The organism is Mesorhizobium sp. LNHC209A00 (assembly GCF_000502915.1).
Taxonomy (GTDB): Bacteria; Pseudomonadota; Alphaproteobacteria; order Rhizobiales; family Rhizobiaceae; genus Mesorhizobium.
The window spans coordinates 228,527-241,049 of sequence record NZ_AYWT01000010.1 but is presented as its reverse complement, the minus strand read 5'-3'; the positions used below and the strand labels follow the sequence as shown (position 1 = coordinate 241,049).

General features: G+C 63.1%; 10 protein-coding genes and 1 pseudogene. 10 read left to right on the top strand and 1 reads right to left on the bottom strand.

All coding sequences use genetic code 11. The annotated features are described in order from the left end of the window. Positions 1–132 precede the first annotated feature (132 nt). Complete coding sequence (locus X739_RS143730; RefSeq protein WP_023795399.1) at positions 133–834, top strand: tRNA (guanosine(46)-N(7))-methyltransferase TrmB; 702 nt, start codon at positions 133–135, stop codon at positions 832–834. A 51-nt stretch (positions 835–885) separates the two neighbouring features. Here X739_RS143730 and X739_RS07330 read toward each other — a convergent pair whose 3' ends face one another. After that, complete coding sequence (locus tag X739_RS07330; RefSeq protein ID WP_198026155.1) at positions 886–1,023, bottom strand: hypothetical protein; 138 nt, start codon at positions 1,021–1,023, stop codon at positions 886–888. Positions 1,024–1,334: 311 nt separating this feature from the next. Here X739_RS07330 and rimP point away from each other — a divergent pair, with 311 nt between their 5' ends. The 9 genes and pseudogenes from rimP to pnp all read left to right on the top strand — a co-directional run bounded on the left by rimP (position 1,335) and on the right by pnp (position 12,470). Beyond that, positions 1,335–1,982: a ribosome maturation factor RimP gene (rimP, locus tag X739_RS143735; RefSeq protein ID WP_023772683.1), complete on the top strand. Its 648-nt coding sequence runs from the start codon at positions 1,335–1,337 to the stop codon at positions 1,980–1,982. A 49-nt stretch (positions 1,983–2,031) separates the two neighbouring features. Further along, positions 2,032–3,627: a transcription termination factor NusA gene (gene nusA, locus X739_RS143740; protein ID WP_023772684.1), complete on the top strand. Its 1,596-nt coding sequence runs from the start codon at positions 2,032–2,034 to the stop codon at positions 3,625–3,627. A gap of 38 nt (positions 3,628–3,665) precedes the next feature. Next, on the top strand, positions 3,666–4,316 hold the full coding sequence (locus tag X739_RS143745; protein WP_023772685.1) for an RNA-binding protein: 651 nt from the start codon (positions 3,666–3,668) through the stop codon (positions 4,314–4,316). Then, positions 4,313–6,902 (top strand): annotated as a pseudogene (gene infB / locus X739_RS01000000166410) (translation initiation factor IF-2). Before X739_RS143745 ends, infB begins: the two are co-directional and overlap by 4 nt. Positions 6,903–7,056: 154 nt before the next feature. After that, on the top strand, positions 7,057–7,467 hold the full coding sequence (gene rbfA, locus X739_RS143750) for a 30S ribosome-binding factor RbfA (protein ID WP_023773051.1): 411 nt from the start codon (positions 7,057–7,059) through the stop codon (positions 7,465–7,467). Continuing rightward, on the top strand, positions 7,467–8,447 hold the full coding sequence (gene truB / locus X739_RS143755) for a tRNA pseudouridine(55) synthase TruB (protein ID WP_023773050.1): 981 nt from the start codon (positions 7,467–7,469) through the stop codon (positions 8,445–8,447). Before rbfA ends, truB begins: the two co-directional genes overlap by 1 nt. 52 nt (positions 8,448–8,499) lie before the next feature. Then, positions 8,500–9,594: a magnesium/cobalt transporter CorA gene (gene corA / locus X739_RS143760; protein WP_023773049.1), complete on the top strand. Its 1,095-nt coding sequence runs from the start codon at positions 8,500–8,502 to the stop codon at positions 9,592–9,594. Positions 9,595–9,775: 181 nt separating this feature from the next. Further along, the gene (rpsO, locus tag X739_RS143765) at positions 9,776–10,045 is read left to right on the top strand and encodes a 30S ribosomal protein S15 (RefSeq protein WP_015314002.1); all 270 of its coding nucleotides are present in this window, start codon (positions 9,776–9,778) and stop codon (positions 10,043–10,045) included. 277 nt (positions 10,046–10,322) lie between these two features. Continuing rightward, a complete protein-coding gene (pnp, locus tag X739_RS143770) occupies positions 10,323–12,470 on the top strand; it encodes a polyribonucleotide nucleotidyltransferase (protein WP_015314001.1) in 2,148 nt (715 codons plus the stop codon). Positions 12,471–12,523: the final 53 nt, after the last annotated feature.

The window sequence follows — 12,523 nt, the reverse complement described above, 5'->3', positions numbered from 1 at the left end:
ACGTCGTCTTACGGCCATTTCGGCCGCAAGGCGGGCCGGGACGGGTCTTTCTCCTGGGAAAAGACCGATCTGGCCAAGGCGCTCAAGGATGCTGTCGCGGCCTGAGGGCGGCGGCAGGACTTGCGCCAGTCGATGAGTGACGCGGACAGGCCAAGCCGCATGACCGAAGCCTTCTTCGGTCGTCGGCGCGGCAAGCCCGTGCGCCCGCAGCAGGCTGCGGCGCTGGAAAGCGGGCTTGGCAAATACCGGCTCGATCTGGTCGCCGAGGCACCGCCAGACCTGCGCGTCCTGTTTGAAGCAAAGGTTTCGGCGGTTCGGCTCGAGATCGGCTTTGGCGGCGGTGAACATCTCCTGCATCGCGCCATCGAGGCGCCCGCGACCGGCTTCATAGGTGTCGAGCCCTTCGTCAACGGCATGGCCAAGATGATGATGGCGGTGCGGGCAGCGCCGCTGGCCAATCTCAGGGTCTACGACGACGACGCCACCCAGTTGCTTGACTGGTTGCCGCCGGCCTCGCTCGACGGCATCGATCTTCTCTATCCCGATCCCTGGCCAAAGAAAAAACACTGGAAGCGGCGTTTCGTGAGCCTGGTCAATCTCGACCGTTTCGCACGCGTCCTGAAACCCGGCTCGAAATTCCGCTTTGCGTCCGACATCGACACTTATGTGAACTGGACCTTGCTGCATTGCCGGGCGCATGGCGCTTTCGCATGGCAGGCTGCGGACGCGGCGGACTGGCATCGCTCCTATGAGGGCTGGCCCGGCACGCGTTATGAGGCAAAGGCCATTCGCGAGGGGCGCCAGCCGGCCTATCTGACTTTCGTCAGGACGTAGGTCCGCCCAACCGGCACCCCCCGGGAGGACGGGATCGAATGCCTGTTGGAGTCAGAAACGACCAATCCTGTTGAATACAGCCGGATCCATACCGAGATTGCGCAGGTCGTCGGCTCTGGGCTTGCGCCCGGCCTCCACGGCGCGAGATGCGGCAACGGCGCTGCCGAATGTGGTGAACAGATCGCCCAAGGCGGAGAATATCCCGCGGTTGCTCATGGTCTTGTCCTTTCGCGCGCACGCGCGCCGGTTCAATCGTTTGATGGCTAACAAATAAGGGCGCGCCGCCGGCTCTCACAGGGGGATTGCCGCATGGCGGCCATGCGCCTGGAACAACCCTGACGCCGCCGGGCTTTCCCGGGCCGCCACTGCGGACTTGAAACACGAACCGTGTTCGTTTATATCAGCCTCAAATTCTTGGTCGGTATGACGAAGAGTGGGTCCACCCGGTCCCGCTCTTTTTTATTACCTGCCGATAGGTTCGAGACGAACGATAGGCAACGATGACTGCAACGGCAAACGAAGGTGACGACCGCATCATCCGCGAAAGCGGCATCGATGCGCGCATTGCGCTGATCGTCCAGCCGGTCCTGCGCGGCATCGGCTTTCGCCTCGTGCGCGTGCATCTGTCCGGCCAGAACGGGCTGACGCTGCAGATCATGGCCGAGCGTGAGGACGGCACCATGACCGTCGAGGATTGCGAGGAGGTCAGCCGCGCGGTGTCGCCGGCGCTCGACGTCGATGATCCGATCGAAAAGGCGTATCATCTCGAAGTCTCCTCGCCCGGCATCGACCGGCCTTTGGTGCGCAAATCGGATTTCGTGACCTGGACCGGTCATCTGGTGAAGATGGAAACGTCGGTCGTCGTTGCCGACCGCAAGCGCTTCAAGGGCAAGATCGCCGAGGCCGGTGAGAACGACGTGCTGATCGAGCGCGATAAGGCGGCCTATGGCGAGGAGCCGACAGTGCGCGTGCCCTACGATGCCATCGCCGATGTCAGGCTGATCCTGACCGACGACCTCATTCGCGAAGCGTTGTCCAAGGACAACAGGGAGCGCAAGGAAGCCAAGCGACGCCGCGGTGAACCGGACGACGATGTGTCCGAAGGTACGGAACCGGACGCCACGGACGAACACGAACAGGAAATTTGATTGAGCTGCCGGGCGCAAAGGTCCGGCGAACAGGCTCGGGAGAAAGAACATGGTTGTAAGCGCCAATAGACTTGAACTGCTGCAGATTGCCGATGCGGTCGCGCGTGAGAAGTCGATCGACAAGTCGATCGTCATCGCCGCCATGGCCGATGCGATCCAGAAGGCGGCGCGTTCGCGTTATGGCCAGGAGACCAACATTCGCGCCGATATCAACCCGAACACCGGCGAGATGAAGCTGCAGCGGCTGATGGAAGTGGTCGAGAAGGTCGACGATTACGCCACCCAGATAGCCATTTCCTCCGCACGCGAGCGCAATCCCGACGCCCAGCTTGGCGATTTCATCGCCGAACTGCTGCCGCCGATGGATTTCGGCCGCATCGCCGCGCAGTCTGCCAAGCAGGTCATCGTGCAGAAGGTGCGCGAGGCCGAGCGTGACCGCCAGTATGACGAATACAAGGACCGTATCGGCGAGATCGTCAACGGCACGGTCAAGCGCGTCGAATATGGCAACGTCATCGTCGATCTTGGCCGTGGCGAAGCGATCATCCGCCGCGACGAGCTGATCCCGCGCGAAAACTACAAATACGGCGACCGTGTCCGCGCCTATGTCTACGACGTGCGGCGCGAGCAGCGCGGCCCGCAGATCTTCCTGTCGCGCACCCATCCGCAGTTCATGGCCAAGCTCTTCACCATGGAAGTGCCGGAGATCTATGACGGCATCATCGAGATCAAGTCGGTCGCCCGCGACCCGGGCTCGCGCGCCAAGATCGCCGTCATTTCGCGTGATAGCTCGATCGATCCGGTCGGCGCCTGCGTCGGTATGCGCGGCAGCCGCGTCCAGGCAGTCGTCGGCGAACTGCAGGGCGAGAAGATCGACATCATTCCGTGGTCGCCCTCGGCCGCCTCCTTCATCGTTAATGCGCTGCAGCCGGCGGAAGTCGCCAAGGTCGTGCTCGACGAGGATGCGGAGCGCATCGAAGTGGTGGTTCCCGACGATCAGCTGTCGCTGGCCATCGGCCGCCGCGGCCAGAACGTGCGCCTTGCCTCGCAGCTTACCGGCTGGGACATCGACATCCTGACCGAGGCCGAGGAATCCGAGCGCCGCCAGAAGGAATTCGTCGAGCGCTCGGCGCTGTTCATGGAAGCCCTCGATGTCGACGAGATGGTGGGCCAGGTGCTGGCCTCGGAAGGCTTCACCAGCGTCGAGGAAGTCGCCTATGTCGATGCCGGCGAGATCGCCTCGATCGACGGCTTCGATGAGGATACAGCCTCGGAAATCCAGACCCGCGCCCGCGAATATCTGGAGAAGATCGAGGCCGAGCACGACGATAAGCGCAAGGCGCTGGGCGTTTCGGATGATCTGCGCGAAATCCCCGGCGTCACCACCGCCATGATGGTGACGCTCGGCGAGGACGGCGTGAAGACGATCGAGGATTTCGCCGGCTATGCCGCAGACGACCTCACCGGCTGGAAGGAACGCAAGGACGGCGAGACCAAGGTCTATCCCGGCGTGCTGGCCAATCACGGCGTTTCGCGCGCCGATGCCGAGCAGATGGTTCTGGCCGCTCGCCTCAAGGCCGGCTGGATCACCGAAGACGAGCTTGCGGCCGAAGAAGAAACGGCCGACGAAGCCGTTGGTGCGTGAGGTGAAACCGCATCGCACACAACCCGCCCTTGGACGAGATGAACGATCGCACCTGCATCGTCACCCGCAAACAGGCCGAACCGGATGAACTGATCCGGTTCGTCGTCGGCCCGGATTCGGCCGTCGTTCCCGATCTCAAGAGAAATCTGCCCGGCCGTGGTTGCTGGGTGAGTGCGGACCGCCTACATATCGAGAAGGCGGCGGCCAAGAACCTTTTTGCCCGCGCCTTCAAGGCACAGGTGGTCGTACCGCCCGATCTCGGCGGCATGGTCGACGGGCTGCTTTCCAGATCCGCTCTCGGTATGCTGGGCCTTGCCCGCAAGGCAGGCGCGATTTCGCTAGGCGCTACCAAGGTCGAGAGCGCGGTGCGCGGCGGACTGGCGCTTTTCGTGCTCCACGCGACCGAAGCGTCCGCGGATGGCGTACGCAAGATCAGCCAGGCGCGGCGGGCGACCGTTCATATCGGCGGCCCCTCCATCCTTGCCTACAAACTTTTCTCCGAGGCCGAGTTGAGCTTGGCATTGGGGGGTACAAATGTGATACATGCTGCCGTCCTCGCGGGAGACGCGGGTAAGGCGGTCCAGAAGCGCATGGTTGCGCTCGACCGATATCGGGGCGGTACCCCGGACGATCTTGCAATGCTTGCGGCCGTTGCTGACGAAGATGATGCCGCAGAGGATATGGAATGAGCGATACGAAATCGGGCGACGACAAGACGTTGAGTGTTACACCGAAGAAGACCTTGACGCTGAAGCGCCCCAGCATGGAACAGGGCACCGTGCGCCAGAACTTCTCGCACGGCCGTACCAAGTCGGTCGTGGTCGAGACCAAGAAGCGCAAGTTCTCGCTGCCCGGCGACAAGCCGGAGCCGGTCGCGGCTCCGCCTGCGCCCGTCTTCACGCCGAAGCCGGCGGTCGTGGCGGCGCCTGTCGTCCAGGAAGCGCCCAAGGCGCCCCCCCCGCCGCCGGCTCCGGTCGAGCGCAGCGGCATGGTGCTGAACGAATTGTCGCGTAGCGAGATGGAAGCGCGCCGCAGGGCGCTCGAGGGCTCGAAGGTCCGCGAGGTCGAAGACCGTCAGCGAGCCGCCGAGGACNGCCGCCGAGGACGCCAAGCGCCGCGCCGAGGACGAAGAGCGCCGCAAGCGCGAACGCGAGGACTCCGCGCGCCGCCAGGCCGAGGAAGAGGCACGGTTGCAGACCGAGGCCGAATCGCGCCGCCGCGCCGAGGAAGAGGCGCGCCGCCGCGCACCGCAAGCCGCCGAGTTGGCGACCGCCGACGAGGAGGAAGAGGTCAAGCCGAAGCGGGCGACCGCCGGCGCACCGGTGCGCCGCCCGGTCACGCCTGAAGTGGCGCGTCCGGCAAAGCCCACCAAGAGCGAGGAAGACCGCCGCCGTGGCAAGCTGACACTGAACTCCGCGTTGTCCGACGAGGATGCGCGGGCTCGTTCGCTGTCGTCGATGCGTCGCCGCCAGGAAAAATTCAAGCGCGCGATGCACAACGAGCCGCGCGAGAAGGTCATGCGCGAAGTGATCCTGCCCGAGACCATCACCATCCAGGAACTGGCGCAGCGCATGTCGGAGCGTGCTGTCGACCTGGTCAAGTATTTCATGAAGCAGGGCCAGATCCTGAAGCCGGGCGACGTCATCGACGCCGACACGGCCGAACTGGTCGCCACCGAATTCGGTCATACGGTCCGCCGCGTCGCCGAGTCCGACATCGAGGAAGGCCTGTTCAACATTGCCGACAATGCCGAGGACCTGGTGTCGCGTCCGCCGGTCGTGACCATCATGGGCCACGTCGACCACGGCAAGACCTCGCTGCTCGATGCGATCCGCAACGCCAATGTCGTTTCCGGCGAGGCCGGCGGCATCACCCAGCATATCGGCGCCTATCAGGTCGAGAAGAACGGTCAGAAGATCACCTTCATCGACACGCCCGGCCACGCCGCCTTCACGGCGATGCGCGCCCGTGGCGCCCAGGCGACCGACATTGCCATCCTGGTGGTCGCGGCAGACGACAGCGTCATGCCGCAGACGATCGAATCGATCAGCCACGCCAAGGCGGCCGGCGTTCCGATCATCGTGGCGATCAACAAGATCGACAAGCATGACGCCGATCCGCAGAAGGTGCGCTCGGAACTGTTGCGCCATGAAGTCTTCGTCGAATCGATGGGCGGTGAAGTGCTGGACGTCGAAGTGTCGGCCACCAAGGGCACCAATCTCGACAAGCTGCTCGAGGCGATCCTGCTGCAGGCCGAAATCCTCGACCTCAAGGCCAATCCCGACCGTACCGCCGAGGGCGTTGTCATCGAGGCGCAGCTCGACAAGGGCCGTGGTCCCGTCGCCACCGTTCTGGTGCAGACCGGCACCCTGATGCCGGGTGACATCCTCGTCGCCGGCAACGAATGGGGCCGCGTGCGCGCTCTGGTCAACGATCGCGGCGAGCAGATCAAGGAAGCACCGCCGGCGATGCCGGTCGAGGTGCTCGGCCTTCAGGGAACGCCGCAGGCCGGCGACCGCTTCGCCGTGGTCAACAACGAGGCCCGTGCCCGCGAGATCACCGAATATCGCCAGCGTCTGGCGCGCGAGAAGGCGGTGGCCAGGCATGCGGGCCAGCGCGGCTCGCTCGAACAGATGATGTCGCAATTGCAGACGAGCGGGCTGAAGGAATTCCCGCTGGTCATCAAGGGCGACGTGCAGGGTTCGATCGAGGCGATCAATGCCGCGCTCGACAAGCTCGGCACCGACGAGGTTCGTGCGCGCATCGTTCATTCCGGTGCCGGCGCCATCACCGAAAGCGACGTCTCGCTGGCGGAAACATCCGGCGCGGCGATCATCGGCTTCAACGTTCGTGCCAATGTGCAGGCGCGTGCCGCAGCCGCGGCCGCGGGCATCGAGATCCGCTATTACTCGATCATCTACAACCTCGTGGATGACGTGAAGGCGGCTCTGTCGGGCCTGCTCTCGCCGGAGCGTCGCGAGACCTTCATCGGCAATGCCGAGATCCTCGAGATCTTCGACATCACCAAGGTCGGCAAGATCGCCGGCTGCCGTGTCACCGAAGGCAAGGTCGAGCGTGGTGCGGGCGTACGCCTGATCCGCGACAACGTCGTCATCCACGAAGGCACGCTGAAGACCCTGAAGCGCTTCAAGGACGAAGTTTCGGAAGTCCCGGGCGGCCAAGAGTGCGGCATGGCCTTCCAGAACTACGAGGACATGCGCGTCGGCGACGTCATCGAGTGCTTCCGCGTCGAGATGGTGACCCGCACACTCTGAGGTCGAGTGACTTGTCGATATCGGGCGGTGGTCGAAAGGCCGCCGCCCCAAGTCTTTGACCACAAGTCTGTTGACCACAAGCCTGTTGACAATAATCATTTGAGACATGCGGCACGGTCCCATCCCGCGCCTCACGCTTTCAGGATCGAGAAAAATGCCCCGTTCCACCACATCAAGCCCATCCCAGCGCATGTTGCGCGTCGGTGAACAGGTGCGCCATGCGCTCTCGGAAACCCTGCAGCGGGGGGAGATCATTGACCCGTTGATTGAAAATACCGTGGTTTCGGTGTCGGAAGTGCGCATGTCGCCGGATCTCAAGATCGCCACAGCCTTCGTTTCTCCGCTTGGCGCAAAGGATACCGACGCCGTGATCGAAGCGCTGAACAAGCATGCCAAGTTCGTGCGCGGCCGCGTCTCCGGCGCGCTCCGGCAGATGAAGTACATGCCGGAGTTCCGTTTCCGGCTGGATACGTCCTTCGACAATTTCGCCAGGATCAACGACCTGCTGAAGTCGCCCGAAGTGGCACGCGACCTGGATAGCGACGACAACAAGGAAGAAGAATAATGGGGCGTCGCGGCAAGAAGAAGGGCCGGCCAGTCTCGGGCTGGGTGGTGCTGGACAAGCCGGTCGGTATGGGCTCGACCGAGGCCGTCTCCAAGATCAAATGGCTGTTCCAGGCCGAAAAGGCCGGCCATGCCGGCACGCTCGACCCTCTTGCCTCCGGCATGCTGCCGATCGCGCTCGGCGAGGCCACCAAGACCGTGCCCTACGTGCAGGACGGCGCCAAGATCTACCGTTTCACCGTTGCCTGGGGACAGGAGCGGTCGACCGATGACCTCGAAGGTCCGGTGACGAAAGAGGCCGATCAGCGTCCATCGGAAGCCGATGTCCGGGTGCTGCTGCCGAAATACACCGGCGTCATCATGCAGACGCCACCGCAATTTTCCGCCATCAAGATTGCGGGTGAACGCGCCTACGACCTCGCCCGCGAAGGTGAGACGGTCGACATACCGCCACGCGAGATCGAGATCGGCCGGCTCGACATTGTCGAGCACAAGCCGGACCAGACGATTTTCGAGGTCGAATGCGGCAAGGGCACCTATGTGCGCTCGCTGGCCCGCGACATGGGCCGCGACCTCGGCTGCTTCGGCCATATCAGCGAACTGCGCCGGGTCGAGGTCGAGCCGTTTACGCCAGAGGACTTCGTCACCATCGCCGAACTCGAGGCCGCGCGCTTCGGCGCGCAAGGTCACGATAAACCGGATCCGGAGGCAGACGCCGCGGACGCAGTGGAGATGCCCATCGATTTCGGCGCCATCGACGGGCTTCTCGTCGACACCTCGGCGGCGCTCGACTGCCTGCCGCGGATCGCGATCAGCGACGATGCCGCGACAAAGATACGCCTCGGCAATCCGGTCATCATTCGTGGCCGTGACGCACCGGTAGAGGCGGAGGAAGCCTGTGCGACGGCGCGCGGCAAGCTCGTCGCCATTGGCGCTATCGAGCAAGGCATGTTCAAGCCCAAGCGGGTCTTTGCCGGGTGACCGGTCTGATCGCCATGACGGAATAGGACAGGCAGGTTCGACGGGTGGTGGCATGGCAAAGGCCGAGGTGGTGAAAAAACGGGCGCCGGTGAAGACGAGGCGGCCTCCGGTTGGCGCCTCGCCCGGCACGCTGATCGCCGATCCGGCGGCGCGGCGCTCCGAACTGCGGCTGACCTTGATCTCGCCGCAGAAGTTCAAGACCATCGAGAACGCCAGCATCGACGATGTCGAGGCCAGTTGCCGGAAATGGCCCGTCATCTGGCTCGACTGCACCGGCCTTGCCAACATCCAATTGATCGAGGAGATCGGCCGCATCTTCAGCCTGCATCCACTGGCGCTGGAGGATGTCGTCAACACCGGCCAGCGGCCGAAAGTCGACTTCTTCGAGGACCACGCCTTCGTCGTCATGCGCATGATCGACGATGTCACGTCGCATCGCTACGAGCAGATCGCTCTCTTCCTCGGCGAGAACTTCGTCGTCACCTTCCAGGAGCGCGAAGGCGACCCGTTCGATCCCGTACGCAAGCGCATCGAGAGTTCGGCGCCCAACCGGTTGCGCACGCGCGGCGCCGACTATCTCGCCTATGCGCTGATCGACGCCATCGTCGACAGCTATTTTCCGCCGATCGAGGCTGCCGGCGACCTGGTCGACGGGATTGAGGACCAGATGCTGCATTCGACGCACAAGCACCAGATGCGGCAGCTGCACGAATTGCGGCGCGATGCCAATGTTCTGAAGGGCGTGCTGTGGCCCATGCGCGATGCGCTGGCAACGCTGATCCGCAACGACGTGGCCTATGTAACAGCCGAGACCAAGGTCTTCCTCAACGACACCCTCGACCATTCGCTCAGGCTGATCGAGCTGGTCGAGACCCAGCGCGACATGCTGACCGGCCTGATCGAAATGCATCTGTCGCTGAGCCAAGCCCGAACCAACGACGTCATCTCCTATCTCACCATCGTTTCGGTCATCTTCATGCCGCTCACCTTCCTGGTCGGCATCTGGGGTATGAACTTCGACCCCGCCAGCTCGCCATGGAATATGCCGGAGCTGAAGGCGTACTACGGCTATCCATTGTCTCTGCTGTTCATGGCAGCCGTCGCTGTCGGGCTGATTGCATTCTTCAAATGGAAGAAATGGCTTTGACGGGGGTTAAACCTGCCATTTGAGCCTCAAAAGCCGGCTTGTGAATTGGGCTGGTGTTTTTCAGGGAATTGCACTATATGCGCCGCAGCATAGCGCCTTGACGCTTTGCATGCACGGCCCCTGCTGGACGACATCCCGGCTGTGGGCGACCCGTTTCCTCAAACAGATAAGGAAAAACACGATGTCGATTACTGCCGAGCGCAAACAGGAATTGATGGGTGAATTCGCAACCGCCAAGGGCGATACCGGGTCTCCGGAAGTCCAGGTGGCCATCCTTTCCGAGCGCATCAAGAACCTGACCGACCATTTCAAGGACCACAAGAAGGATAACCATTCCCGCCGTGGTCTGCTCGCTCTCGTGTCCCAGCGCCGCAGCCTGCTTGATTATCTCAAGCGCAAGGACGACTCGCGCTATCAGACACTGATCGAGAAGCTCGGTCTGCGCCGTTGACGAATTGACCGGCGGGCTTTCTTCGGAGAGCCCGCCGGTCGCGCATTCTGCCAGTCGCATAGGCTGGCCAGACCCGGTTTCGAGCGTGCAAAGGGCCGCTCGAAACCGCCCATGGACGGTCATGGGGCAGGATTGCAGGACGCTCGCGCGCTTGTCGCGCCTAAATCACCCGAGCCTCCCGTTGTCTTGCCCGTGGCTGCCCGAGAAAGGAAGCCAGGCAAAGGGCATCCGCGCACCGTGAAACGGCGCGGCCCTTTCCGCTTATTAAGGACAAGACATGTTCAATCACCACAAAGTGGAAATCGAATGGGGCGGTCGTCCGCTCATCCTGGAGACCGGCAAGATCGCGCGCCAGGCCGACGGCGCGGTGCTCGCCACCTACGGCGAGACCAAGGTTCTCGCCACCGTCGTTTCGATGAAGGAGCCCAAGCCCGGTCTCGACTTCTTTCCGCTGACCGTCAATTACCAGGAAAAGACCTATGCCGCCGGCAAGATCCCGGGCGGCTATTTCAAGCGCGAAGGCCGTCCGAGCGAGAAGGAAACGCTGGTTTCCCGCCTCATCGACCGCCCGATCCGCCCGCTCTTCGCCGCCGGCTACAAGAACGACACGCAGATCGTCGTCACCGTCGTCCAGCACGATCTCGAAAATGACCCGGACATCCTGTCGATCGTCGCCACCTCGGCGGCGCTGACCCTGTCGGGCGTTCCCTTCATGGGCCCGATCGGCGGCGCGCGCGTCGGCTACATCAATGGCGAATATGTGCTGAACCCGCACGTCGACGAGATGCAGGAGTCCAAGCTCGACCTCATCGTTGCCGGCACCACTGATGCCGTGCTGATGGTCGAGTCGGAAGCCAAGGAACTCGGCGAAGAGCTGATGCTCGGCGCTGTCATGTTCGGCCACAAGGGTTTCCAGCCGGTCATCGACGCCATCATCAAGCTGGCGGAAGTTGCCGCCAAGGAGCCGCGCGACTTCACCGCGCCGGATTATTCCGCGCTTGAGGCAGAGATGCTGAAAATCGTCGGCGATGAGCTCAGCAATGCCTACAAGAACGTCGACAAGCAGAAGCGCTACGCCGCCGTCGACGCCGTCAAGGCGAAGGTCAAGGCCGCGTTTGCCCCGGCTGAAGGCGAGGACGCAAAGTACACCTCCGAACAGATCGGCTCGGTATTCAAGGAACTGCAGGCGAAGGTCGTACGCTGGAACATCCTCGACACCGGCGCGCGCATCGATGGTCGCGACTTGAGCACGGTTCGCAAGATCGTCTCCGAAGTCGGCGTTCTGCCGCGCACCCATGGTTCGGCGCTGTTCACCCGCGGCGAGACCCAGGCGCTGGTCGTTGCCACGCTGGGCACCGGCGAGGATGAGCAGTACGTCGATTCCTTGACCGGCATGTACAAGGAGAAGTTCCTCCTTCACTACAACTTCCCCCCCTACTCCGTCGGTGAGACCGGCCGCATGGGTTCGCCAGGCCGCCGCGAAATCGGCCATGGCAAGCTCGCTTGGCGCGCCATCCGTCCGATGCTGCCCTCCGCCGACCAGTTCCCCTACACGCTGCGCGTCGTCTCGGAGATCACAGAGTCCAACGGCTCGTCGTCGATGGCTACGGTCTGCGGCACCTCGCTGGCGCTGATGGATGCCGGCGTGCCGCTGGCCAAGCCGGTGGCTGGTATCGCCATGGGCCTGATCAAGGAAGGCGAGCGCTTCGCCGTGCTCTCCGATATCTTGGGCGACGAGGATCACCTCGGCGACATGGACTTCAAGGTTGCCGGCACCGAAGGCGGCATCACCTCGCTGCAGATGGACATCAAGATCGACGGCATCACCGAGGAGATCATGAAGATCGCCCTTGGCCAGGCCAAGGACGGTCGCCTGCATATCCTGGGCGAGATGTCTCATGCTCTGACCGGCGCCCGCCCCGAACTCGGCGAGTTCGCGCCGCGCATCGAGGTCATGCACATCCCGACCGACAAGATCCGCGACGTCATCGGTTCGGGCGGCAAGGTCATCCGCGAGATTGTTGAGAAGACCGGCGCCAAGATCAACATAGAGGACGATGGCACGGTCAAGATCGCTTCGTCGAACGCCAAGGAGATCGAGGCGGCGAAGAAGTGGATCCACACGATCGTCGCCGAGCCGGAAGTCGGCGAGATCTACGAAGGCACGGTCGTCAAGACCGCCGACTTCGGTGCCTTCGTCAACTTCTTCGGTCCGCGTGACGGCCTCGTCCACATCTCGCAGCTTGCCAACGACCGGGTCGCCAAGACCTCGGACGTCGTCAAGGAAGGCGACAAGGTCTGGGTCAAGCTGATGGGCTTCGACGAGCGCGGCAAGGTCCGCCTGTCGATGAAGGTCGTCGACCAGGCCACCGGCAAGGAAATCGCCCGCGACAAGAAGACCGAAGGCGAAGAAAACGCCGCCTGAGGCCTCTGACGGAAAAATCGAAGCGGGCGCGGCTTATGTCGCGCCCGCTTTTA

What these genes read in the sequence shown, in the direction of transcription:
- X739_RS143730 (WP_023795399.1), top strand. Translation starts at nt 133, where the DNA reads ATGAGTGACGCGGACAGGCCAAGCCGCATGACCGAAGCCTTCTTCGGT.
- rimP (WP_023772683.1), top strand. Translation starts at nt 1,335, where the DNA reads ATGACTGCAACGGCAAACGAAGGTGACGACCGCATCATCCGCGAAAGC.
- nusA (WP_023772684.1), top strand. Translation starts at nt 2,032, where the DNA reads ATGGTTGTAAGCGCCAATAGACTTGAACTGCTGCAGATTGCCGATGCG.
- X739_RS143745 (WP_023772685.1), top strand. Translation starts at nt 3,666, where the DNA reads ATGAACGATCGCACCTGCATCGTCACCCGCAAACAGGCCGAACCGGAT.
- rbfA (WP_023773051.1), top strand. Translation starts at nt 7,057, where the DNA reads ATGCCCCGTTCCACCACATCAAGCCCATCCCAGCGCATGTTGCGCGTC.
- truB (WP_023773050.1), top strand. Translation starts at nt 7,467, where the DNA reads ATGGGGCGTCGCGGCAAGAAGAAGGGCCGGCCAGTCTCGGGCTGGGTG.
- corA (WP_023773049.1), top strand. Translation starts at nt 8,500, where the DNA reads ATGGCAAAGGCCGAGGTGGTGAAAAAACGGGCGCCGGTGAAGACGAGG.
- rpsO (WP_015314002.1), top strand. Translation starts at nt 9,776, where the DNA reads ATGTCGATTACTGCCGAGCGCAAACAGGAATTGATGGGTGAATTCGCA.
- pnp (WP_015314001.1), top strand. Translation starts at nt 10,323, where the DNA reads ATGTTCAATCACCACAAAGTGGAAATCGAATGGGGCGGTCGTCCGCTC.